This window comes from Pseudomonas sp. JAI111, assembly GCF_024809425.1.
Taxonomy (GTDB): Bacteria; Pseudomonadota; Gammaproteobacteria; order Pseudomonadales; family Pseudomonadaceae; genus Aquipseudomonas.
The window spans coordinates 211,947-237,998 of record NZ_JANUCB010000012.1 but is presented as its reverse complement, the minus strand read 5'-3'; the positions used below and the strand labels follow the sequence as shown (position 1 = coordinate 237,998).

At 60.1% G+C, this 26,052-nt stretch carries 10 protein-coding genes and 1 rRNA gene; 4 read left to right on the top strand and 7 right to left on the bottom strand.

The window, feature by feature from the left end; genetic code table 11:
• Positions 1–94: ribosomal RNA gene (gene rrf, locus HNR03_RS28780) — 5S ribosomal RNA — on the top strand; the annotation flags it as partial.
• A gap of 362 nt (positions 95–456) precedes the next feature.
• Positions 457–2,337, top strand: a complete 1,881-nt coding sequence (locus HNR03_RS28775; protein ID WP_222589243.1) for a methyl-accepting chemotaxis protein — start codon at positions 457–459, stop codon at positions 2,335–2,337.
• Positions 2,338–2,478: 141 nt separating this feature from the next.
• On the opposite strand, the gene HNR03_RS28770 is transcribed toward HNR03_RS28775, so the two are convergent.
• The 5 genes from HNR03_RS28770 to HNR03_RS28750 all read right to left on the bottom strand — a co-directional run bounded on the left by HNR03_RS28770 (position 2,479) and on the right by HNR03_RS28750 (position 9,563).
• Entirely contained in the window at positions 2,479–2,946 is a 468-nt protein-coding gene (locus HNR03_RS28770; protein ID WP_222589244.1) for an SRPBCC family protein, read from the bottom strand.
• A 27-nt stretch (positions 2,947–2,973) separates the two neighbouring features.
• On the bottom strand, positions 2,974–6,384 hold the full coding sequence (locus HNR03_RS28765; RefSeq protein ID WP_259157494.1) for a non-ribosomal peptide synthetase: 3,411 nt from the start codon (positions 6,382–6,384) through the stop codon (positions 2,974–2,976).
• A 13-nt stretch (positions 6,385–6,397) separates the two neighbouring features.
• The gene (locus tag HNR03_RS28760; protein WP_222589246.1) at positions 6,398–7,327 is read right to left on the bottom strand and encodes a diiron oxygenase; all 930 of its coding nucleotides are present in this window, start codon (positions 7,325–7,327) and stop codon (positions 6,398–6,400) included.
• Positions 7,324–8,100, bottom strand: coding sequence for a DUF3050 domain-containing protein (locus HNR03_RS28755; protein ID WP_222589247.1), 777 nt, complete (start codon positions 8,098–8,100; stop codon positions 7,324–7,326). The genes HNR03_RS28760 and HNR03_RS28755 overlap by 4 nt, the downstream gene beginning before the upstream one ends.
• 752 nt (positions 8,101–8,852) lie before the next feature.
• Positions 8,853–9,563: a GntR family transcriptional regulator gene (locus HNR03_RS28750; protein ID WP_259157493.1), complete on the bottom strand. Its 711-nt coding sequence runs from the start codon at positions 9,561–9,563 to the stop codon at positions 8,853–8,855.
• A gap of 220 nt (positions 9,564–9,783) precedes the next feature.
• Between HNR03_RS28750 and lapG the strand changes: the two genes are divergently transcribed.
• A complete protein-coding gene (gene lapG, locus HNR03_RS28745) occupies positions 9,784–10,476 on the top strand; it encodes a cysteine protease LapG (RefSeq protein WP_222589249.1) in 693 nt (230 codons plus the stop codon).
• A 14-nt stretch (positions 10,477–10,490) separates the two neighbouring features.
• On the top strand, positions 10,491–12,437 hold the full coding sequence (gene lapD / locus HNR03_RS28740; protein WP_259157490.1) for a cyclic di-GMP receptor LapD: 1,947 nt from the start codon (positions 10,491–10,493) through the stop codon (positions 12,435–12,437).
• 154 nt (positions 12,438–12,591) lie between these two features.
• Here the strand turns inward: lapD and HNR03_RS28735 are convergent, their stop codons facing one another.
• Positions 12,592–12,930 carry a tryptophan synthase subunit beta gene (locus HNR03_RS28735; protein WP_259157489.1) on the bottom strand — a complete coding sequence of 113 codons (339 nt, stop codon included), beginning with the start codon at positions 12,928–12,930 and terminating at the stop codon, positions 12,592–12,594.
• 149 nt (positions 12,931–13,079) lie between these two features.
• The gene (locus tag HNR03_RS28730; protein WP_259157488.1) at positions 13,080–26,009 is read right to left on the bottom strand and encodes a retention module-containing protein; all 12,930 of its coding nucleotides are present in this window, start codon (positions 26,007–26,009) and stop codon (positions 13,080–13,082) included.
• Positions 26,010–26,052 lie beyond the last annotated feature (43 nt).

The window sequence follows — 26,052 nt, the reverse complement described above, 5'->3', positions numbered from 1 at the left end:
AACCACCTGATCCCATCCCGAACTCAGCAGTGAAACGATGCATCGCCGATGGTAGTGTGGGGTTTCCCCATGTGAGAGTAGGTCATCGTCAAGATCAATTCCAAAACCCCTGTCTGCTAACGCAGACAGGGGTTTTGTCTTTCTGGCGTCCGTAAAAAACGCCGACCCCGCCTACCCTCACCACACTCAGGAACTCTGCGAGCCGACACCTTGTGGCACCAGAACTGTCCTCGACCCTTTCAAGTGCCAGCGGTTACGTCTGCGCCGCTCTAGCACGCCGTTCAGCGGGAATACCGGGCATTTCATTTAAACCGCTAAGTATTCCCGGGTTTGTGCCGAAAGACTGATGAGACATGCGTGCACCAAAGTAGAGCGGTCGAAGAGCGCCGTCTGCGCTGTTACATGGAATGTTGCACCTGGAACGCATCCCCACTTTTTGCATAGAAGTCCCATGAAATGAATCTCAAATTCAGCCATAAAATCCTTCTGGCCGCCTCTGGCGTCGTGGTGCTGGCGTTTGCGTTGTTCACTTTGTACAACGACTATCTGCAGCGAAACACGATCCGGCAGAACCTCGAATCGTCCGTCCAGCAAGCCGGCGACCTGACTGCCAGCAGCGTGCAGAACTGGATGAGTGGGCGTGTACTGGTCCTGGAAAACCTCGCGCAAAACGTCGCTCATCAAGGCGCCAACGCTGACCTTCCGGGTTTGGTCGATCAACCGGCTTTCACTTCCAACTTCCAATTCACCTACGTTGGCCAGGCCAATGGTGTATTCACTCAGCGTCCCGATGCGAAGATGCCGGACGGTTACGATCCGCGTCAGCGCCCTTGGTACAAACAAGCTGTAGCTGCCGACAAGACCATGCTGACTCCGCCCTATATGGCAGCTGTCGGTGGCCTGGTGGTCACCATCGCCATGCCGGTGAAGAAGAATGGAGAATTGCTCGGGGTGGTCGGTGGTGATCTAAGCCTGGAAACCTTGGTGAAGATCATCAATTCGGTAGACTTCGGTGGCATCGGCCATGCGTTCCTGGTCAGCGCCGACGGGCAAGTAATCGTCAGCCCGGACAAAGACCAAGTGATGAAAAACCTCAAGGACATCTATCCGAACGCCGGTGTGCGCATCGAGAAGGGCAATCAGGACGTCACCCTGAACAAGCAGGACCGCATCCTTTCGTTCACTCCGGTCAGCGGTTTGCCGAATGCCGAGTGGTACATTGGTCTGTCGATCGATAAGGACAAAGCCTACGCACCGCTGAGTCAATTCCGCACCTCGGCGTTGATCGCGATGTTTATCGCCGTCAGCGTTATTGCAGTGCTCCTAAGCCTGCTGATCAATGTGTTGATGCGCCCACTGACTACCATGGGCCGTGCGATGCAGGACATCGCCCAGGGCGAGGGTGACTTGACCCGTCGTCTGTCCGTGGAAAGCAAAGACGAGTTTGGCGAGCTGGGCGGTTCTTTCAATCAGTTCGTAGAAAGGATTCACGCCTCGATTTCCGAAGTGTCCTCGGCGACCCGGCAGGTTCATGACCTGTCCCAGCGTGTAATGGCCTCGTCCAACGCCTCAATCGTCGGCTCCGACGAACAAAGCGCTCGCACCAACAGCGTGGCCGCCGCAATTAATCAGTTGGGCGCCGCTACTCAGGAAATCGCCCGTAACGCCGCGGACGCTTCCCAGCACGCCAGCGGCGCAAGCGAGCAGGCCGATGACGGTCGTCAGGTGGTGGAAAAAACCATTCTGGCCATGACCGAGCTGTCGCAAAAAATCAGCCTGTCCTGCACCCAGATCGAAACCCTGAATGCCAGCACCGATAACATCGGGCACATTCTGGATGTGATCAAAGGTATTTCCCAGCAGACCAATTTGCTGGCGCTCAACGCGGCCATCGAAGCGGCTCGAGCCGGTGAAGCCGGTCGCGGTTTTGCGGTGGTGGCGGACGAAGTGCGCAACCTGGCGCATCGCACGCAAGAATCGGCGGAAGAGATCCACAAGATGATCACCTCGCTGCAGATCGGCTCCCGCGAAGCGGTGACGACCATGAATGCGAGCCAGGTCTCCAGTGAAGAGACTGTCGAAGTGGCGAATCAGGCCGGTCTGCGATTGGTGAGTGTTACCCAGCGCATTGGCGAAATCGACGGGATGAACCAGTCGGTGGCAGCCGCGACCGAAGAACAGACGGCAGTCGTGGAAACCCTCAACGTTGATGTCAATCAGATCAACCTGCTGAACCAGCAGAGCGTGGCGAACCTCAATGAAACATTGAAGGATTGCGATGCATTGTCGTTGCAGGCGAACCGGTTGAAGCAGCTGGTGGATAGCTTCAAGATCTGATTCAGGTCAGACCGCGTTATCGTTCATCGCGAGCAGGCTCGCTCCCACACTTGACCGCACTCCTTCAGAAGGAACCCGGTTAACCTGTGGGAGCGGGCTTGACCGCGATGGCGGTAGCACAATCACCGCCAGACGAAAGCCCTACGCAAATAGCTTCAACACATTATTCATCGCATCATCGGCAAACCCCTGCACAAAATCCTTGAATCCCGGCAAGGCCTCGGCGCCGCCCTGCGCCGGCTCGGCAATGATGGTCCAGGTCGCCCGCGACTTGCCCGCACCCAGCGGTTCTACACTCATCGCCGCCCACAAATTGGCCACGCCCAACGTGTTGTAGATCGTGGTCCACGTCATGCTCAGCGCCTGGTCATCGCGTGAATTAAGCTGCTCGACCACCAGGTTGCCATCCTTGAAGAATTTCTTGCGCAGCGACGACACGCCTTCTCCTGTCATCTCGATATGCGAGAGCGCAGGAATGAATTTGTCGAAGCCGGCAAAGTTGCCGACCACCGCCCAGACTTTTGCGGCATCCGTCGGCACCTCCACAGAAGATACGACGTGGCAGCCGTGAGGGTTTTTGATCAGGGTATCGGGTTGCAGAGTGCTCATGGTCTTGCTCCATTGGGTTTGAATGAATCAGATGAAGTTGATTTCTTTCAGGTAGTCGCAGCCACGGCGCAGCAATGCCGGGGATTTTTCCGGGTAATGCGCGCCCATCTGTCGTACGCCGGCCTGGGCGTTGTCGTGGCCGATCATCGAGATGTCGCCGATGTCTTCCTCGAAGCCGTTGAGGTAGAACCCGAGCACGCCGAACAGCGCGTTGTCGCTGTCGACCCGACCGAGTTGCTGCTGCCAGTCAGCGACACTGACCATGGCGAATTCCCGGCCGGCATCACGGAATGAGGCAACGTAGTCGTCCCAACTCAGGGGCTCGGGGTTGTGCAGGTTGAACACGGCTTTTTCGGCCTGATAGCGGCTGGCATGGAAGGCGATGAACCGGGCCAGAAAGTCCACCGGCATCAGGTCGAAATTCAGCGCGAACTCCGGCACCTGACCGAGTTGAATCGATCCCTTGAGCATCAGCATCAAGCGGTTCTTGTGCGGCTGACAGACGCCGGTGAGGCTGTTGAAACTGATGTTCCCCGGTCGGTAAAGATTGACCCGCACCCCGCGCTCGCGGGCTCGTTCGAGGATCCGTTCACCGACCCATTTCGACAGGTTGTAGCCATTCTTGATGTAGATCGGCGGGGTCTGTGCGGCGGGCAGTTCCAGCACCCGGCCATCGTCGGCAATCGTGCTGGAGGCCGACAGCGTGGAGACGAAGTTGAAGATTTTCTTGCTGCGCCCCTCGCACAGACGCAAGCACTCGAAAATCGGCTCGACGTTGTCTCGCGCCAGCGACTCGTAATCGAGTACGTGATTGACGTTGGCGGCGTTGTGCACCAACGCGCCGAACTCTCGATCCAAACGCTCGTAAATGGCCGGTTCGAGCCCCAGTGACGGACGCGTAATATCCGCCGCGTAAACCTGCACCCGACTCAGGTCCAGATGCTCCAGACGGTTTTCGCGCAACGCTTGAGCGAAACGCTCAGCCGCCGATTGCCCGCCGCCATCACGCACCAGGCACGCCACTTCACTCGCCCCCCACGCCAACAACGCCTCGACGATATGCACACCGACAAAACTGTTGGCGCCCGTGACGATCACCTTGTGCACATCGCCCATGCGGCTGATTGGCAGGGGCTGAATATCCAGCTCACGAAAAGCATCTGCCAGCGCTTGCGCACTCAGCACTTCCTCGGTGCCCGAGCCACGGACCAGGGTCGCCAATTTCGCAATGGTCGGTAATTCGATAAAGCGGTTGATCGAGATACTGCGGCCGAATTCCTCACGCAATCGCAGCAGCATCCGTGACAACAGAATCGAGTGGCCGCCCAGATTGAAGAAGCTTTCGTCGGTCGAAATATCACTGGGTGGCAGCTCCAGCAACTCGGCCCAGATCTCAAGCAAGAGTGCTTCATCGGCGCTGGCCGGGAGGCGTCGCACCGTGTTTTCGCAAACATTCACCGGCAGGGTCAGTAGCGCTTTGCGATCGACCTTGCCGTTGCTGGCGAACGGCATGCTGGTCAGTTCGGTCCAGGCGCCGGGCTGCATGTAGTCGGGCAAAAACTGCATCGCGTGAGCCCTCAAGGCTTCGCGAGCAGCACCCGGTTGCTTCTCCTGTGGCTGCGCCAGGAAAGCCAGAATGCGTCGCTGACTGTCGATTACCACAGCCACCTGGCGGTACAACTGACTGTCGCGCAGGCAGCGTTCGATCTCCTCCGGCTCGACCCGAAAGCCGCGAATCTTTACCTGGTTGTCCCGCCGTCCGCACAGTTCGATGCCGTCGGTGGTCCACTTCGCCATGTCGCCGGTGCGGTAGGCGCGCAGGGTCTGGCCGTCAGGCAGACTCAGGTTCAGATAGCGCTCGGCGGTCTGCTGCGGATTGTTCAGATAGCCCAGGCACACCCCCGGCCCGACGATGTACAACTCGCCGACGGTCTGCTCGGTCACGGGTTGAAAGGCCTCATCCAGAATCAGCACCTGACTGTTGGCAATCGGCACGCCAAGGGTGCGGTTGCTGTCGCCATTGCGCAGCTGTCGCGCCGTGATCAGCACCGTCGCTTCGGTCGGACCATAGAGGTTGTAGAGGTTGCCCTGGCGGGTGAGCTGCTCGATGACATAGGGTTCGCAGACATCGCCACCGGTCATCACATGATCCAGGACCTGCAGTTGCTCCAGCGGCAGAATGCTCAGCAGCGCCGGCGGCAGGAACGCATGGCTCAGCCGCTGATGACGGATCAGTTCAACCAGTTGCAAGGGATCGCGGCGCTGATCATCGCTGGGCACGATCAGCTCGGCGCCCTGAAGCAAGGTCGGGAAAATATCGATCAGCGACGAGTCGAAACTCAGCGATGAAAACTGCAGCGCCCGGCTTTGTTCAGTCAGTTGCACATAGTCGGCGTACCACGCGGTGAAGTGCGCGAGGTTGGCCTGGCTGAGCAATACGCCTTTGGGATGCCCGGTGGTGCCCGACGTATAAAGCGCCATGCACGGTGCATCGAGATCAGGTCTCTGGCGCATCAAGGATTGGCCGAGGTCGACGTCATCAGCGTCGATTTGGCTGATGTCCAGCGCTGGCATTTCATCGGCCAGCGGATGTTGGCCGTCATGCAGCAACAACACGGCCCCGGCGTTCGAAAGAATGTATTGCTGACGTTGCAACGGGTGGCTTGGCTCCAACGGCAAATACACCGCACCGCTGCCCAGAATCGCCAGAATCCCAGCATACAAAGCCGTGCATTTGGGCAGGCAAATCCCGATGACCAACGGCCCCTGATGTTGAGCGAGCAATGGCAGCAATCGCTGCTGGATCGCGCGGCTATGGGCGTGCAATTGCCGATAGCTCAAGGACGTGCCAGCGATGTTCAGCGCAGGTCGTTCGGGCGACTCGATGAAGCGTTGCTCGAGGCGCTCGATCATCGGAATCCGCGCGAGTTGCAGCAGCGCGGGTTGAGCGGTGTTGTTGAATTGATGAACGAAAGCCAGGTGCTCTAGAAACAACAGGTTTTCCACATGCTCGAAGTGAGCGGAAGCGGCCGTTTCGGCCTGCAGAAAATACTCGGCGTCCCGGGAGAACCGACTGACCAGCAGCGCGACATGATCCACCAGTTCCGCCACCGCTTTGAGGCGCAATGCCTGGCCGTTACCCGACGGCTCATCGGCAATCGGCACACGAGTGAACAGCCTGCCTCCGTGCGTGCATAGCAAGTCCATCGGCGCCAGCCCGGTGATGCCTGGCTTGCCGACGCCCAGTTGCAGGGTGAGACGTGGCGTATCGCCCAAGACTGTAAACGCCTGGCTGGCATCGTCGATCAGCAAATCAAACGATGGCGTCCCTTCGAACGCCTCAAGCCGCACCAGCAAATGACCCTGTTGTTCAAGTTCCAGCGCCAGGTCGGTCAAGGCCTGGCTTTGCCCAATGAGCAGAATGTCGAGACGTCTCATGATGTTCTCCTCGTTAAACCAGGTAGTCGCTGAGGGCGTCTTGCACGCACGGCGAATCGAGCAGCGAACTGCTGCGGAAGAACCGCACGATATTGGCGACCAGCGGGTGATGGCGATTGATCGGGAAGGCCAGTCCCGAGACTTCGCTCTTGAGTGCACGACGCGCGGCATCGCTGATCTGCAACGAGTCGATCAGACGAAAATCGAAGGACTTCTGGATGTCGTTGGTCAGGTAATGCGCGATGAACACCGGCAGGATTTGCGCGATGCGTTGGCGGTCGTCTTCGCTCGCGGTGTGCCAGTAGATGCGCACCATCCGCGACCAGAATCCGGAGTGGCGACCTTCGTCGAGCAAGTGGTCGGCCATCAGGCCTTTGATCGATTGCTTGACCGTGTCGTCCTTGGCGAACGCGGCGACATCACCGGTCACAGTGTTCTCTGCGATGGCCACGCAAATCAGTTCCACGGCACTGCGCAGGTGCTCGGGTGCGAGGGCCACGGCCGCCGGTATCGCTCGGCTCAATTCGATTTCATCGGGCAATTCGATCGGCGTGATACCGGTCATGGCGACGGTCTGCTGCATGAAATCCATGGCCACGAGCGCGTGGTAATCCTCGTCCACCACCACGGTCATGGCGTCATAGCGACAGGCGAACGGGAACGTTAGGGCGAAGCGGTTCTTTGCGATGCTACGTGCGGTCTTGTCGACGATCTCGGTCTCGAAAATCACCACGTCGTTGATGAATTTGTAGAGCGTCTGCACCAGTGCGAAGTCGCGTTGCTCCGGGCATTCGCGCAGGAAGGTTTCGCTCAGCACCAGCGGTTGGCGACTCAAGGGATAGATCAACTTGTCATCGTTCTCCAGCACGCGCCGGGGACGGGTGCGGATGGTCGCGCGGCTCTCCCAGGCGTCGGCGAAGGATTGGTAGTCAGCGGCGTTCATGCGTTCACCTCGGCAACCGGTTCGCTCATGCTCTGGCGCAAGCCGTCCCACAGGGCGATGCGGCTCTCTACGGCGGCAATCGCGCTGGCGTAGACATCGGCCTCGCGTTGCGGATCACCATCGACCAGTCGTGCCAGCAGCTTCTCCGCGGCCGGGCCGTGGTCTTCGGAATCGACCTCGATGTGCCGTTCCAGGTAGTAACGGAAGGTCGGCGCCTGCTCGATGCCGATGCCCCAGTCATCGAGGATCCGCTGGAACATGTGTGGAATGACACTCTCACGACCGTGCAGAAACGCCGCCGCCACGCTATGCCCCGGTGCATGCAGCGCGGTGTGCAAGGTATGGCGCACGAACTGCGCAGCCGCCGGATCAACGTCAACGCTTTGCAACGCCACGTCGTAACTCACACCTTCTTGTTGCAACGCCACAAACCGTTCGACCGCGACCGTACTGGCACCGACTTCGCGCATTGCATCCAGGTACAACTCGAAATGGCTGTAATGACCGTGGGCCGGACGATCATCGGACTCTTCACCGAGCACAATCTCGTTGATCAGGCGCGCAGCCTGCGGGTCTCGCGGCGGCAACCAGGGCAGTTGAACGCAGGTCAATTCCTGTTGCAGACGTTTGGTCAGCGACATGAAATCCCACACCGCAAAAACATGGGTTTCCATGAAGCGTTGAAGTACCGACAGTGAATGTATTTCAGCGAATATCGGGTGCGCACTAAGTTCTGCTTTCTTTTGGTTGAGGCGGTCTTTATGCGTTTTCATGAGCGAGCCTATAGTTGATCTGAAATGCCGATAGGGGGTGCTTTGATCATTAAGTGACAGTCGTTTAAAGTTTTCTGTTGGCGAGCGAATGCCTCAAGTTAATTGATGAGTTTGCGTTGAAAGTAAGGCGCCAGGTAAAGGCGTTTAGCACCCATATTCGGAAGGGGGCGGAGAAAAACTAATACATGAATAAAGTTCCCGGCAAGTTATTTTTATATTATTTGGAAGTTATATTTTCTTGCGCGCGACAAGTCCCGATAAAACATTTGTTAGTTGTTTTATTTGGGCGTAGTTGCTCCTTTCGACTAATAAAAGTCAAAATTCAGGTAAAGAGTGAATGCCTCACTCGAAGCAACTTTCTAAAGGTGTCGTTTAGATGACTTAAGGGGGTGGAAGTTGGCTGGGATCGACGCCGGTTCTTCCTTTCCCGTGACAAGACTCCTTCCGTAGGTTCTTGGTGCGGGGACTGCTTCGCAGGATGCGGAGCGTCGCCCGTTCTTTATTTGTTGGCAGCCCAAGAGTGAGCGTAAATCAAGGCAGCCGCTATCACCGGGTTGTCATTAACCGGTGCAATGAATGGGCTGGAGGGAAGTCGTTCGGCGAAAGGGCCTTGGCCACAGGAAGTGCGGTCGCTACAGCGGTTCGGCAGGACGCCGGAGGATGTGTAAGAGGATTTGTCGAGGCTTCATCAGGTTGAATGGCGGTCAATGAAACAAGCTCAGGGATTTGCCCTGTCTCATTGACCGCCGAGATTAGCGGTTGGTTTTCCTGCTCTGCGCCTCGGGGCTGTTGAGGTAACGCGTGATGACCTCCACACCGCGATTGAGGTGATGTTCGAGCAGCTTTACCGCGCGTTCGACGTCACGATTTTCGACGGCCAACAACAGCGCTCGGTGATCTTCCTGGGACAGTTTGCCCAGGCCCATGGCTTCCAGGTTAAAGCGCAGGAAGCGCTCTTCCTCGTTCAACCCGTCTTCGACCAGTCTCAACAGACGGCGGTTAGGCGCCTTGCTGTAAAGCGCCATGTGGAAGAGGCGATTGAGCCGACCGATTTCGGTGTAGTCGTTTTCTGTCTCGAGGCTATCGATATAGCGCGCAGCTTCTTCGAGATCCGTGGCGTCGAGTAAGGGAATCGATAACCGCATTGCTTCGGACTCCAACAGAATCCGCAACGCATAAGTTTCGACGGCGTCACCCTGAACCAGCGGCGCGACGACGGCACCTTTATGCGCGATGACGTTGAGCAACGACTGGGCTTCGAGTTGGCGCAAGGCTTCGCGCACCGGCATGCGGCTGACACCGAACAGGTCGGCCAGATCCTGCTGGCGCAACGCAGTGCCGCACGGAATGCGACCGTCGAGAATGGCCGAACGCAGGGTTTCTTCGATCACCGAGCGTGCCAAATGAGCGGGAATCGGCCCGTTGACCTTGATACTGCTGAGCGGGTTGGGCTTCTGTGTCACTACTACGCACCCTGTTTGACTGAAATATTTGGATCCAAATGGACACTAGTGACTGCTTGTCAGGTTGTCAAACGATCCGGGGATCGAAGCCTGCCACTTATTATGTCATTCACCATTCAAAGTTTAGCGCGTCACCAGTGATTGCACGGTGCCATTGTCTTTTACCGGGCTAACCTTCACCATCAAACGAATTCCATCTGCCTGATCTGGATGCCTCGCATTGGCGGTACGTTTCGCGATCCCTCGGACCTTACGCTGGCTGTGCTGCGCCTTGCTGCTGGCCGGCGTCATGCTGGGCGGGTTGCATGCCGATTGGGATTTCTCGCTGATCAGCCGTCGCGCGCAGGCATTGTACGGGCCCTTGGGCGAAGGGCAGCAACGCATCGACGCCTGGCAGCATTTGCTGGCGACGCAAAAGCAGGTCAATGAGCTGGAGCAGCTCAACGTGGTGAACCAGTTCTTCAATAAACAGGTGCGTTACGTCGAGGACATCGATCTGTGGCATGAAGTCGACTATTGGGAAACGCCCATCGAAGCCTTGTGGAAAGGCGCCGGCGACTGCGAAGACTACGCCATTGCCAAGTATTTCAGCCTGCGCCATCTCGGTGTGTCCAGTGACAAGCTGCGCATCACCTACGTCAAGGCGTTGCGTTTGAACCGAGCGCACATGGTATTGACCTATTACTCGAGCCCAGAGGCCATGCCGCTGGTGCTCGACAGCTTGATTGACGCGATCAAGCCGGCCAACCAGCGAACCGATTTGTTGCCGGTCTACTCTTTCAATGCCGAAGGATTGTGGCTGCCGGGTGCCAAGGGCAACAAAAAGGTCGGTGATACCAAACGCCTGTCTCGTTGGCAGGACGTACTGAAGAAAATGCAGGCCGAAGGTTTCCCGGTCGAGACGACTAACTAGGAGCACGCGCTCAGATGTCTTTGTTCAAACAGCTGTTGATCGCTATCTGTCTGTTCCTGGTGGTCGCCTTCACCGGCAGCTTCGTGGTCAGCCTGGAAAGCTCGCGTACCCAGTACGTCAACCAGTTGCGCTCTCACGCCCAGGACGCCGCGACGGCGTTGGCGCTGTCCCTTACGCCGAATATCGATGACCCGGCGATGGTCGAGTTGTTGGTCAGTTCGATCTTCGACAGCGGCTATTACGCGAGCATCCGTGTGGTCGATTTGTCCAACGACAAAACCATCGTCGAGCGCAGCGGCATTCCGGCGGTCAACAATGTGCCGGACTGGTTCGTCAAAATGATCGGCCTGGAACCGGCCGGTGGCGATGCGATTGTCAGCCGCGGTTGGGAACAGGCGGCGCGGGTCGAGGTGGTCAGCCACCCGATGTTCGCGTTGGCCAAACTATGGCAGAGCGCGTTGGGCAGCCTCGGCTGGTTGCTGATTTGCGGCGCTGTGAGTGCGGTGTTGGGTGCGTTGCTGTTGCGTCGACAACTCAAGCCGCTGGATTACATGGTCAAGCAATCCCACGCCATCGCTCGCCGAGAATTCCTCAGTCTGCCGGAGCTGCCACGCACGCCTGAGTTGCGACGTGTGGTGCAAGCCATGAATCAGATGGTCGAGAAGCTCAAGGCGCTGTTCCAGGAACAGGCCGAACGTAGTGAAAAACTGCGTGTCGAGTCCTATCAGGACAACCTCACGGGCCTGGCCAACCGGCGTTATTTCGAGATGCAATTGAATGCCCGGGTCAGCAACCCGGAACAGGCAAGTTCCGGTTATCTGCTGCTGTTGCGAGTCAAGGACCTGGCGGGTTTGAACCAGCGGCTGGGTGGTCAGCGCACAGATCAATTGTTGCAAGCGGTGGGCGAGCAACTGTCCCGTGAGTGCGCCAAGTACCCTGAAACGCAGAACCTCGTCACGCGGATCCGTGGTGGCGAATTTGCCGTGTTGGCGCCAGGGCTGGTGCGTGAAGAAGCGCTGCAACTGGCGCAGAACCTCGACAGCGCCTTGGCGAGCCTGCATGCGACAGGCGCCACCGACGTGGCTTCAGTGGCCTCGATCGGGCTCGCACCGTTTGTTCACGGCGACTCGCCGCAAGCCGTGTTGAGCCTGGGCGATCAGGCATTGGCCCAGGCCGAAGGGCAAGGTGAGCAGAGCTGGGCGTGCCTTGATCACAGTGCTTCGGCCAGTGTCGGTGATGACCATCACGCCTGGCACACCTTGCTGGATCAGGCGTTGAATCATCATCGCTTCCAATTGTATTTCCAGCCGGTGGTGGCCAGTCAGGACACGCAACTGGTGCTGCATTACAAGGTGTTGTCGCGGTTGATCGACGCCGAGGGCCAGGCCATTCCCGCTGGACGCTTCCTGCCGTGGCTGGAGCGGTTTGGCTGGACCGCGCGGCTGGATCGGCTGATGTTGGAGCTGGTGCTCGAGCAAATGGCCGAGCATGAACAGTCTCTGGCGCTGAACTTGTCTTCGGCGACGTTGGCCGACCCGCAGGCGTTGAGCAAAATCTTCGAGATTTTGCGTATTCACTCCGATCTCGGCCCGCGACTGACCCTGGAAATCGGCGAGGAACAACTGCCTGAGCAAGCAATGCTGGAAGATCTGACGCGGCGTCTGCGTGAGCTTGGGTTCTCATTGAGCCTGCAACGTTTTGGCGGGCGCTTCAGCATGATTGGCAACCTGGCTCGACTGGGCCTGGCGTACTTGAAAATCGATGGCAGTTACATCCGCGCGATTGATCAGGAGAGTGACAAGCGCTTGTTCATCGAGGCGATTCAGCGGGCGGCGCACAGCATTGATCTGCCGTTGATTGCCGAGCGGGTAGAGACCGAAGGGGAGTTGTTGGTGATTCGGGAGATGGGACTGTATGGGGTTCAGGGGCAGCTGTTTGGTGAGCCGAAGCCTTGGCAGTAAATTTTTATGATCATTCCCACGCTCTGCGTGGGAATGCAGCCCGTGACGCTCTGCGTCACATCGTTGCCAGGCGCAATGCAGGCGGCGAGGCCGGAACGCGGAGCGTCCCTGGAGGCATTCCCACGCAGAGCGTGGGAACGATCAGTGTGTAGAGTTAGATCAACCCAGTCTCTTCATCATCAATCAAATGACTCAACCCACCCAACGCCTCACGGGCCTGGGTCCGGTCCATAAGCTTGGCCTGGGCGGCGGCCGGCAGGTCGGTGACGCGGATCACGCCTTTGCTGGTCAGCACCTGGATCAAGTCGTCGAGTACCCGGATCATCTCCAGGTCGCTCTGCTTGAGCTGTTTGAGGCTCGATTCCACCACCTCGTTGGCGTACCAGGCCTGAATCTCGTGATTATCAGCCGGCAGCGTTTCCGTGGCCTCGGCGTAGGCCGCGGCTTCCACGCGCACTAACTGACCCTGCGCATCGCGTTGCACGTAGAACATTGAGCATCCCTCAGAAATGGACCAGCGTCATGCTGTCAGCAGCATAGGCCAACTGGAACGCGAGTATGCGGTGCGGCGACGAAATCGTCACCCGGGGGATAGGCGCAAACGTGACGGCCGCCCCATAAGGGCGGCCGTTTTTCGTTGGATCAGCTGTTGTTGTGATCGACTTTGATGGTCGGGTCGCTGCCGGCAATCAGCGAGTGGATATTCGCACTGGACCAGTTGTTGCCGTCCAGTTTGATCGTCACATCCGGCGTCGCGGCTGCCGCATCGCCCGAGTTGAATTTGCCGCTGGAACTGACTTGCAACGACGAAACGCCATCCACCGTGGTGATCTTCAGGAAGTTATCGATGGTGCTGCCGCTTTCGCCTTGCAGCAAGTCGCGCAGGTCGATGCGGTCACCTTCGCTGGCCTTGAAGTCCTTGATCACGTCGTTCCCGGTGTCGCCAGCCTTCCAGACGAAGGTGTCAGCGCCCGAACCGCCAATCAGGATGTCGTTACCCTGACCACCCATCAGCGAATCGTTGCCCGTGCCGCCGAGCAAAATGTCATTGCCTTTGCCGCCGTCGAGCACGTCGTTACCGCCCGAGCCGAAGAGAATGTCATTGCCCGCACCGCCCAACAGCGTGTCATTGCCGTCATGGGCGCCGGACACATCGAACGCGGTGTAGTGCTCGGTGATGAACTGGTGCACGTTGCTGGTGGTGACTTTGCTGACGTCGACGCCGGTCTGCTGCGCGACGAACGCCTGCATCGCCTGGTAACCCTCGCCGGAAATGCCGTTGAAGCTCACCAGGTCGCCGAACAGGATGTCGTTGCCATCGCCACCGCTGACAGTGTCGTTGCCCGGCATCGTCGCTTCGGTGTGGCCGATGATCGAGTTGGCCAGGTCTTTTGGATCGATGTTGGTTTGCGGCGTCTTGTCAGTGTCGTACGGTTTCAGGTCGGAGAGGCTGACGTCCTTGTTCAGGCCGATGGCCTCGACATTCGACAGGTTGCCCAGCAGTGCGAAACTGCTGTTGGCATTGTCGGTGGTATTCGAACCGGAGCTGTTGCCGCTGCCCGCCAGGCTGGACAGCTCGTAGGTACCGTCGCCTTGAGCGTGAACGGTGCCCAGGTTGCTGGAGCTCCAGCCCCACCACGAATTGTAGGTTTGCAGCGTCACGGTGCCCGAACTGTTGATGTTCAGAATGTGCGTGCTGTCGATGTACGTGGAGAACGCATCGCCCGGCTTGTAATTGCTGGTTTTCACCACGTCATCGAGCTTCACGTTGCCGTACAGCGTCGGGTTGGTCTGCTCGCCGCTCTGGTAATAGGTCGGCTGGCCATCGGTGATGAAGTAGGTCAGGTTCTTGGCCCCGGTGTTGGCCACCGCGTCGGCACTCTGGAACCAGTTGGCCGTGGTCTTGAACACGTCCTCGTAGTTGGTACCGCCGCCGGACGACATCGAGTCCAGCACCGACTTGAGCAGGTTCAGCGCATTCGGATCGTTGAGGTTGACCGATACCGATTTGTTGACTTGGGTATCGAAGTCCACCAGGAAAATGTTCACCGTGCCCGAGTTGCCGCCCATGCTTTGCTTGAGCGTGTTGAACACCGAGGTAAGCGAGTCTTTGGCGGCGCTGATCGACGACGAACTCATGCTGCCCGAACTGTCGACCATGAACGCGATGTTGTAGTTGGTGCCCGGCACCACGGTCAGCCCGCCGATGTCGGCGACGATGATGTCGTTGCCGTCAGTGCCGGTGACGGTGTCGTTGGCGGCGGTGGCGGTAATCGCGTTGTAGACCGACGGGTAGACTGTGACCGGGATCGTCGCCGTGCTCAGCGCCGAACCGCCCAGGGCCTCGGTGGAGGTCGAGGTCACCGTCAGATTGAACTGGCCGTTGTAGTACGACGGCGGGGTCACGGTCAGGGTGCCCAGGTTCCAGCCGGTGACGTTGGCTTCGCCGGAGGTCGCCGTCGCGGTGAACGTGTGGCCCGCGCCATCGGTGAGAACCGCACCCGCCGGGATGCCGCCGATCTTCACGCTCAGGCTTTCGGAACCGTCTGTGTCGGTCAGGGCCGTCTTGATCGCGGTCAGGTGAACGCTGGTGCCTTCGGCGCCGGTGTTGAGTTTGTAGCCGTCGTAGTAACCCTCACCGTTGGTGCCGTGCAGGTCGGAGACGGTCACGCCGGAAGCCGCCAGATCCGCCACGCCGGTGTACAGCGGCACGCCGGCACTGCTCAGGTCGACTGCCGCGCCGCCGTTGACCGACAGGTTGACGTCATAGTTGCCCGGGCCGCTCTGGTTGTGGTGGTAGATGTCCAGCGTGTAGTAACCGCTGGTGGTCGGGGTGAACGAGCCGTTCAGGTTGCCGCCCGCGCCCCATGTGATGGCCGCCACGTTTTTGCCGCCGATGGTCACCAGCAGGCTGTCATCGCCGGTGCCGGTAAAGGTGTAAGTCTTGCCTGCTTCGAGGTAGATCAGGCCGGAGGTTTTCGAGGCGGTGCCAACGGCCACGTCGCCATTCGATTGCACGTTGCTGACGGTGCTGCTGGAGTTAGGTGTGCCCGCGCCGTCGATGACACTTTTCAGCGTGCTCGAAGACGCGCCGCTGCCATCGGTGCCGAGACCCGACAGGCCAGTCCAGACCTCTTTGATCAACCCGGTGGATTTTACGCTGTTGTCCGCAACGCTCAGCGATGGCGCGTCGGCCACAGGGGTGATGTCGATTTTGATCGTGCCAGTGTTGCCCAGCGCCGAGCCGTCGGTTGGCTGGAACTTGATCTGCGCATAGTCCGCCAGATTGTTGCCCATGCCCGTGCCGCCGTAACCATTTGCACCGGATTCGTTGGCATCCGGCAGGAAGCGCACTTTACCCGCGTCGATGTCCGCCTTGGTCAAGGTCTGGTTGTTCGTGACATCGGTCCAGGTCGAACCATTCAGGTACTGCAACTTGCCTTCGCCCGGCAGGCCGGTGATTTTCACGCCGAGGCTGGCAGCGGGACTGTCGACGTCACTGACGCCGAAGGTCGACCAGTTGAGGATCAGCGGTGTGTCTTCGGTCCCGGTGACGTTGACCGGTGCGGCGGTCGGCGCATCGTTCACCGCCACCACGTTGACGGTGGTGGTCGCGGTGTTGGAGTAGTTGCTGCCATCGGTCACCGTCACGGTGATGATCCGCGGCACGGTGCTCGGGTCTTCACTGCTGTTGGTGAAGCTGATGTTTTTGATCTGCTGCATGTAGTCGGCCAGCGTCGCGTTGCCGGACAACGTCAGCGTGACGGTGCCGTCCTTGCTGTTGGCATTGATGGTGATGCCGTTGACGCTGTTGCCCAGGTTCAGCGCATCGCCCGGCTGACGGTTGGTCAGCACGATGGTCGCGCCGGTCAGCATGGTGCTGTCGGGGTCGGTGATTTTCAGATCGGTGTCGCCAATCGACACACCTTGGCCCGTGGTGCCTTCGGTGAAAGTCACGTTGTAATTGGCACCGGTGGCACCGCTGGAATTATTGGCGTCCAGGTCGAGAACCGGCGGCGCATCGTTGTCGACGATTGCAGTGCTGATGCTGCCATTGGTCGCGCTGATCGCCAGGTTCTCGAAGTTGCCTCCGGTGGCCGAGTCGATCTTGACCACGAAGTTTTCGGTGCTTTCAGTGATCCTGTCGTCCAGCGTCGCGACGTTGAAATTCGCTGTGCTGGCGCCGGCCGGAATCTTCACGGTGTAAACACCGGTGAAGTCCGAACCGTCGGCCGCAGTGCCGCTGTAGGTGATCTTCAGGGTGACTTCGGTCTGTGCCGGGTTGGTCAGGCTGACGGTGTAGCTGGCGGTCTGGCCTTCAATCACCGAGGTGCTGCCGGTGATGCTGACTTCGGTCTTGTCGAGGGTGTCGGTGACGTTGGTCACTGCCGCAGCCGGGTCTTTTACCAGGTTTTCAAAATTGCCACCCGTGGCGGTGGCGATTGTGGCGCTGACCTTGCCGGCGTCGATATAGGCGTCGTCTTTAGGCGCATCAACGGTCACGGTGCCGGTGGTTTTGCCCGCGTCGATGTGGATCACGGCGCCGTTGCTCAACGTCACGCTCACCGGCGTCCCGGCGGCATTGGTAAGGGTCGCGGTGTAGATGATCGAGCCGCCCTCGGCCACCGAGTTGCTGGCGCTGAGCGACAGGTTGGTGGTGTCGGTGGTATCGGTCACAGTGGTGCTGACCGGAGTTTTGTCGGCGACCAGGTTTTCGTAGTTGCCGCCGCTGACGTTGGTGATCGAGTTGGTCAGTGGGGCGTGACCGGTCAACGCATCGTTCGGCGCCAGGGTGGTGACGAAGCCCGTGGTTTTGCCGATGTCGATGGTGATGGTCTGGCCGTTGGCCAAGGACACGGTCACTGGCGAACCGGTTACGGGTGCACCGACGGTGGCGGTGTAAGTGACGACGCCGCCTTCGGCCGCGCTGCCGGTGGCAGTGAGTTTGACGGTCGAGGTGTCGAGGGTGTCGGTGACGTTGGTCACTGCGGCAGCCGGGTCTTTCACCAGGTTTTCGAAATTGCCGCCGCTCGCTTCCTTGATGGTCGTTTCGACCTTGCCGGCGTCTTTGTAGACGTCATCGGCTGGCGCCTTGACGGTCACGGAGCCGGTCGTCGCGCCAGCGGCGATGTTGATCACCGCGCCGTTGCTTAGGGTGACAGTGACCGGGGTGCCGGCCGCATTGGTCAGGTTCGCGGTGTAGACAATCGAACCGCCTTCGGCCACGGAGTCGGTGGCACTCAGGCTCAGCGTCGTGGTGTCGGTGGTATCGGTCACGGTGGTGCTGACCGGGGTTTTGTCGGCGACCAGGTTCTCGAAGTTACCGCCCGTGGCCTCCTTGATGGTCGTTTCGACCTTGCCGGCGTCTTTGTAGACGTCATCGGCTGGCGCCTTGAAGGTCACCGAGCCGGTCGTCGCGCCGGCAGCGATGTTGATCACCGCGCCGTTGCTCAACGTCACGGTCACCGGCGTGCCGGCGGCGTTTGTCAGGTTCGCGGTGTAGACAATCGAACCACCTTCAGCGACCGAGCCGGTAGCGCTCAGGCTGACCGTTGTGGTGTCGATGGTATCGGTCACGCTGGTGCTGACCGGAGATTTGTCGGCGACCAGGTTTTCGTAGTTGCCGCCACTGACGTTGGTGATCGAGTTGGTCAGTGGTGCATGACCGGTCAACGCATCGTTCGGCGCCAGGGTGGTGATGACACCCGTGGTTTTGCCGATGTCGATGGTGATGGTCTGGCCGTTGGCCAAGGACACGGTCACTGGCGAACCGGTGACAGGCGCACCCACGGTGGCGGTGTAAGTGACGACGCCGCCTTCGGCCGCGCTGCCGGTGGCAGTGAGTTTCACTGTCGAGGTGTCGAGGGTGTCGGTGACGTTGGTCACTGCGGCAACGGTGCTCGGAACCAGGTTCTCAAAGTTGCCGCCCGTGGCGGTGGCGATTGTGGCGCTGACCTTGCCGGCGTCGATGTAGGGGTCGTCTTTAGGCGCATCAACGGTCACGGAGCCGGTGGTTTTGCCCGCCTCAATGTTGATCACGGCGCCGTTGCTCAACGTCACGGTCACCGGAGTGCCGGCGGCATTGGTCAGGTTCGCGGTGTAGACAATCGAACCACCTTCAGCGACCGAGCCGGTAGCGCTCAGGCTGACCGTCGTGGTGTCGATGGTATCGGTCACGGTGGTGCTGACCGGAGTTTTGTCGGCGACCAGATTTTCGTAGTTGCCGCCGCTGACGTTGGTGATCGAGTTGGTCAGTGGTGCATGACCGGTCAACGCATCGTTCGGTGCCAGGGTGGTGATGAAGCCCGTGGTTTTGCCGATGTCGATGGTGATGGTCTGGCCGTTGGCCAAGGACACGGTCACGGGCGAACCGGTGACAGGCGCACCAACGGTGGCGGTGTAAGTGACGACGCCGCCTTCGGCCGCGCTGCCGGTGGCAGTGAGTTTGACGGTCGAGGTGTCGAGGGTGTCGGTGACGTTGGTCACGGCAGCAGCCGGGTCTTTCACCAGGTTTTCGAAATTGCCGCCGCTCGCTTCCTTGATGGTCGCTTCGACCTTGCCGGCGTCTTTGTAGACGTCATCAGCTGGCGCCTTGACGGTCACGGAGCCGGTCGTCGCGCCAGCGGCGATGTTGATCACCGCGCCGTTGCTCAGCGTCACGGTCACCGGTGTGCCGGCCGCATTGGTCAGGTTCGCGGTGTAGACAATCGAACCGCCTTCGGCCACGGAATTGGTCGCACTCAGGCTCAGCGTCGTGGTGTCGACCGTATCGGTCACGGTGGTGCTGACCGGAGTTTTGTCGGCGACCAGGTTCTCGTAGTTGCCGCCGGTTACTTCCTTGATGGAGTTGGTCAACGGCTCGTGGCCGACCAAGGCATCGTTCGGTGCTTTGACGGTGATCGAAGCGGCGCTTTCACCGACCGCAATGGTGATTTTTTCGCCATTAGCCAACGTGACGATTACGTCTTTGCCAGTCACCGGCGCGGTGACGGAGGCGGTGTACACCACGTTGCCGCCTTCGGCCGCGCTGCCGGTGGCAGTGAGTTTGACGGTCGAGGTGTCCAGGGTGTCGGTTACGTTGGTTACCGCCGCAGACGGGTCTTTCACCAGGTTTTCGAAATTGCCGCCGCTCGCTTCCTTGATGGTCGCTTCGACCTTGCCGGCGTCTTTGTAGACGTCATCAGCTGGCGCCTTGACGGTCACGGAGCCGGTCGTCGCGCCGGCAGCGATGTTGATTACCGCGCCGTTGCTCAGGGTCACGGTCACTGGCGTGCCAGCGGCGTTGGTCAGGTTCGCGGTGTAGACAATCGAACCGCCTTCGGCCACGGAGTCGGTGGCGGTGAGGCTCAACGTGGTGGTGTCGGCGACGTCGGTCACTTTGGTAACGACAGCCGAGCGGTCCGTGTCGAGTTTTTCGAAGTTGCCGCCAGTGCTGTCCGCAATCGCTGCCCTGACCGGCGAAGCACCGGTGTAGACGTCATTGGGCACGGTGTACAGCGCCGAACCACTGGACTCGCCAGCCTTGATGTTGATCACCAGGCCGTTGTTCAGGGTGACGGTCATCGCTGTGTCGGCCGGATTGCTCAACGTGGCGGTGTAGGTGATCTGGCCACCTTCGCCGACAGTGCTCACATCGGAACTGAGCTTCAGCGTGGTGGTGTCCACTGTGTCGTTGACAGTAGTGGTGTGCGTTGTGTTGCTGACGTCGAGTTTCTCGAAGTTGCCACCGTCAGTGCTGGCGATGCCAACGGTGATCTTGCTGCCATCCTTGTAGACGTCATCGGCCGGCGCCGGGATGGTGATGGAACCCGACTTGTCGCCAGCCTTTATCACGACGCTTTCGCCGTTGCTCAGTTTGACCGTCATGTCAGTGCCGGCGGCATTGCTGAGGTTGACGGTGTAAGTGATGGTGCCGCCTTCGACCACATAGTCGCTGGCAGTCATGGTCACTTTGGTGGTGTCCGGAGTGTCGCTGATGGCGGTTGAAGTCGGAGTCTTGTCGGCGACCAGATTCTCGTAGTTGCCGCCGGTTACTTCCTTGATGGAGTTGGTCAACGGCTCGTGGCCGACCAAGGCATCGTTCGGTGCTTTGACGGTGATCGAAGCGGCGCTTTCACCGACCGCGATGGTGATTTTTTCGCCATTGGCCAACGTGACGATTACGTCTTTGCCAGTGACCGGCGCGTTGACGGAGGCGGTGTACACCACGTTACCGCCTTCGGCAGCCGTGGGCGTCGCCGTCAGGCTGACGGTCGAAGTGTCGAGGGTGTCGGTAACGCTGGTTACAGCGGCGGCCGGGTCTTTCACCAGGTTTTCAAAGTTGCCACCGGTGGCATCCTTGATGGTCGTTTCGACCTTGCCGGCGTCTTTGTAGACGTCATCGGCTGGGGCTTTTACGGTCACGGAGCCAGTCGTCGCGCCGGCAGCGATGTTGATTACCGCGCCGTTGCTCAGCGTTACGGTTACTGGCGTGCCAGCGGCGTTGGTCAGGTTCGCGGTGTAGACAATCGAACCGCCTTCGGCCACGGAATCGGTGGCGGTCAGGCTAACGGTGGTGGTGTCTTTTACATCGGCCACCGAAGTGACCGCCGGGGTTTGATTCGCCACCAGATTTTCGTAGTTGCCGCCAGTGGTGCCGTCGATCTTCACGCTCAAGGAGCCGCCGCCAGCCAGGGCGTCATTCGGTGCGGTGAAGTTCACATGGCCGCTGCTTGCACCGACCGGAATGGTGATGGTCTGGCCGTTGGACAAGGTCACAACCACCGGCGAGCCGGTGACGGGCGCGTTGACCGATGCGGTGTAAACCACCACGCCGCCTTCGACCGTGCTGGCCGTAGCGGTCAGGGATACGGTGCTGTTGTTGATCGTATCGGTCACGTCGGTGACGGCTGGCGTCTTGTCGGCCACCAGGTTCTCGAAGTTGCCACCAGTGGTTTTGGTGATGCTGGCTTCGACCTTTCCGGCATCTTTGTAGACGTCATCCGATGGCGCGGCGTAGTTCACCGAACCGCTGGTGGCGCCTTTGGCGATGTGGATTACAGCGCCGTTGTTCAGCGTCACGGTCATGGCGCTGCCGGCCGCATTGGTCAGGGTCGCGGTATAGACGATCGAACCGCCCTCGGCGACCGAACCGGTTGCGCTCAGGCTCAGGCCGGTGGTATCGGCAGAGTCGGTGACGGTGGTGACCGCTGGCGAATGATCGGTGACGACTTTCTCGAAGTTGCCGCCACTCTGGCTGGTAATCGTTGCCTGGACTTTGCCGCCATCCACGTAGGGAGTATTCGCCGGGGCGGCGAAGTTGACCGAACCGCTGGAGGCGCCGGCGGCGATGTTGATTACCGCGCCGTTGCTCAGCTTCACGGTCATGGCCGTGTCCGTCGGGTTGCTCAGGGTCGCGGTGTAGGTGATCTGGCCACCTTCGCTCACGGTGTTGCTGGCCGACAGGGACAGGGACGTGCTGTCGATCGTGTCTTTGACAGCGGTGGTCACCGACGTCTTGCTGACGTCGAGATTTTCGAAGTTGCCACCGCTGGCGTCGGTGATCTTCACGGTGAGCTTGCCGGCGTCCTTGTAGACATCGTCGCCCGGCGCCGCGATGGTCACCGAACCGCTGGTCTGGCCGGCGGCAATGGTAATGGTCTCGCCATTGCTCAACTTCACGGTTACCGGCGTCTGCGCGGCGTTGGTCAGGGTCGCGGTGTAGGTGATGTGCGAGCCTTCAAGTACCGATTTGTCGGCGCTGAGGGTCAGGTGTGTGGTGTCGTTGGTGTCGGCCACGTTGGTCACGGCCGGCGCCGGATTCTTCACCAGGTTCTCGAAGTTGCCGCCGGACGTGTCTTTGATGGTGACTTCAACTTTGCCAGCGTCTTTGTAGACGTCGTCCTTCGGCGCATCGACTTTAACCGTGCCGGTGGTTTTACCGGCCTCGATGGTGATGGTCGCGCCGTTGCTCAAAGTGACTGTGACGGGTGTGCCGGCCGGGTTGCTCAAGGTCGCGGTGTAGGTGATCGCTCCGCCCTCGTTGACGTTGCCGGTGGCGGTCAGCGATACGGTGGTGGTGTCGACGGTGTCGGTCACACTGGTGTTGACCGGGGTTTTATCGGCGACCAGATTTTCGTAGTTGCCGCCGCTGACGTTGGTGATCGAGTTGGTCAGTGGTGCGTGACCGCTGAGCACGTCGTTGGAAACAACGGCATTGACCGTGCCGCTGCTTTTGCCAATGTCGATGGTAATGGTCTGACCGTTGGCCAGAGTCACGATGACCGGCGAACCCGTGACGGGTGCGCCCACCGAGGCGGTGTAAACCACAGTGCCGCCCTCGGCCACGCTGCTGGTGGCGGTCAAGGTGACGGTCGAGGTGTCGAGGGTGTCGGTAACGCTGGTTACAGCGGCAGCCGGGTCCTTTACCAGGTTTTCAAAGTTGCCACCGGTGGCATCCTTGATGGTCGCTTCGACCTTGCCGGCGTCTTTGTAGACGTCATCGGCCGGGGCTTTAACGGTGACGGAGCCCGTCGTCGCGCCAGCGGCGATGTTGATTACCGCGCCGTTGCTCAGGGTGACGGTCACCGGGGTGCCAGCGGCGTTGGTCAGGTTCGCGGTGTAGACGATGGAACCGCCTTCGGCCACGGAGTCGGTCGCGCTCAGGCTGACGGTGGTGGTGTCTTGGGTGTCGGTGACCGAGGTAGTGGCCGACTTGCCGTCGACGTCCAGCTTCTCGTAATTACCGCCCTTGGCTTCATCGATCTTGACGCTTAGGGAGCCGCCTCCAGCGAGGGCATCGTTCGGCGCAACGAAATTGACGCTGGCACTGCTGGCACCCACCGGAATGGTGATGGTCTGGCCGTTGGACAGGGTCACCACCACTGGCGAATCGGTGACCGGCGCGGTGACGGACGCGGTGTACACCACGGTGCCGCCTTCGGCGACCGAGGATGTTGCGGTCAGGCTGACGGTCGAGGTGTTGATCGTGTCGGTGACGTCGGTTACAGCCGGAACAGTGCTCGGCACCAGATTTTCAAAGTTGCCACCGCTGGCATCCTTGATGGTCGCTTCGACTTTACCGGCGTCTTTATAGACGTCATCGACTGGGGCTTTTACGGTCACGGAGCCCGTCGTTGCGCCAGCGGCGATGTTGATCACGGCGCCGTTGCTCAGCGTCACGGTCACTGGCGTGCCGGCGGCGTTACTCAGGCTCGCGGTGTAGACGATGGAACCGCCTTCGGCCACGGAGTCGGTCGCGCTCAGGCTGACGGTGGTGGTGTCTTGGGTGTCGGTGACGGAGGTAGTGGCCGACTTGCCGTCAACGTCCAGCTTCTCGTAATTACCGCCCTTGGCATCATCAATCTTGACGCTCAGGGAACCGCCACCGGCCAACGCATCGTTTGGCGCAACGAAATTGACGCTGGCACTGCTGGCGCCAACCGGGATGGTGATGGTCTGGCCGTTGGACAGGGTCACCACCACTGGCGAATCGGTGACCGGCGCAGTGACGGACGCGGTGTACACCACGGTACCGCCTTCGGCGACCGAGGATGTTGCGGTCAGGCTGACGGTCGAGGTGTTGATCGTGTCGGTGACGTCGGTTACAGCCGGAACAGTGCTCGGCACCAGATTTTCAAAGTTGCCACCGCTGGCATCCTTGATGGTCGCTTCGACTTTACCGGCGTCTTTATAGACGTCATCGACTGGGGCTTTTACGGTCACGGAGCCCGTCGTTGCGCCAGCGGCGATGTTGATCACGGCGCCGTTGCTCAGCGTCACGGTCACTGGCGTGCCGGCGGCGTTACTCAGGCTCGCGGTGTAGACGATGGAACCGCCTTCGGCCACGGAGTCGGTCGCGCTCAGGCTGACGGTGGTGGTGTCTTGGGTGTCGGTGACGGAGGTAGTGGCCGACTTGCCGTCAACGTCCAGCTTCTCGTAATTACCGCCCTTGGCATCATCAATCTTGACGCTCAGGGAACCGCCACCGGCCAACGCATCGTTTGGCGCAACGAAATTGACGCTGGCACTGCTGGCGCCAACCGGGATGGTGATGGTCTGGCCGTTGGACAAGGTCACCACCACTGGCGAATCGGTCACCGGCGCCGTGACGGACGCGGTGTACACCACGGTGCCACCTTCGGCGACCGAGGATGTCGCGGTCAGGCTGACGGTCGAGCTGTTGATCGTGTCGGTGACGTCGGTCACGGCTGCTGCCGGGCTGGTGACCAGGTTTTCAAAATTACCGCCGCTGGCATCCTTGATGCTGACTTCCACCTTGCCGGCATCTTTATAGACGTCATCGGCCGGCGCCGGGACGCTCACGCTGCCGGTGGTGGCGCCGGCAGCGATGGTGATCACCGCGCCATTGCTCAGCGTCACGGTGACTGGCGTGCCAGCCGGGTTGGTCAGGCTCGCGGTGTAAACAATCGAACCGCCCTCGGCCACTTCGGTGGACGCCGACAGGCTCAGGCCGGTGTCGTCCTTTGAGTCGGTGATGGTGGTGACCGCCGGCGTAGTGCTCGGCACCAGGTTCTCGAAGTTGCCACCGGTAGCGCCGGTGATCGTGGTGCTGACGGCACTGCCGTTTTGATAAACGTCATTGGCCGGGGTGTCGACGTTCACGGAGCCGGTGGTTTTGCCGGCTTCGATGGTAATGGTCGAACCGTTGGAGAGGGTGACAGTCACCGGCGTCTGCGCCGGATTGGTCAACGTCGCGGTGTAAGTGATCTGGCCGCCTTCGGTGACGCTGGCGCCTGCGCTCAGGGTGACCGTGGTGGTATCGACGGTGTCGGTAACCTGGGTTACGGCCGGAGTCGTCGGCGCAGTCACTACGATGCCATTGCCGCCCGTGGTGCCGGTGACGGTCACGTCGATTTGGGTGGCGTCGTTATAAACAGTGTCGTTTGGCGCGAGCGGGACGTTGACGGTGCCGGTCAACTGGCCGGCCTGGATCACGATCACCGAGCCATTGGACAGGGTGATGCTCAGGTCAGTCAGCGGCGCCTGGCTCAGGGTCGCGGTGTAGACAAGTACGCCGCCAGCCTCGGTGATGGTTGGCGTGGCGCTCAGACTCAAGGTCGACTCACGCGCCGCGTTGGCGTTGGCCGTTTGCCCGCCAGTGGTGTTCTGTGCCGCCTGTGCCGCGGCGTTGAGGCCCGCAGTCGGGAAACCAATGGTCGGGTCCACCCGGCCAGCGGTTGCATCCAGCATCACAAAACTGTGGCCACCACCGACTGCACCGCCCGTGCCGGCGGCCGCTGGGCCCGCTGCTGTGGCTTCGAGGTCGGTAGTCGGGTCGGCGCCCGCCGCGATGGCTTGCTGCAATTCTTCAACGGAGGGTGCGGCCTGCGCTGTGGCTTGTGCCAGGTCAGCGCTGGAGTCCGGGCTGCTGGCGCTCCACTGAGTGTCGCGGCCCAGGTCCAGGGTTCGGCCATCAGCCAGTTCGAGCGTCACGGCGCCTGCCGCGCCAGTGTCTACCTGATCGCCGACAAACAACCGGTCGCCTTCAACGAGTACGCGACGAACGCCTTCTGGGGACACCGCGAAAACCTGACCAACAATGCTTTTGACGATGGCAACAACACTGCTCATTGAAGACTCTCCGGGTGTCACGTTCAGTTGACTTCCATGGACC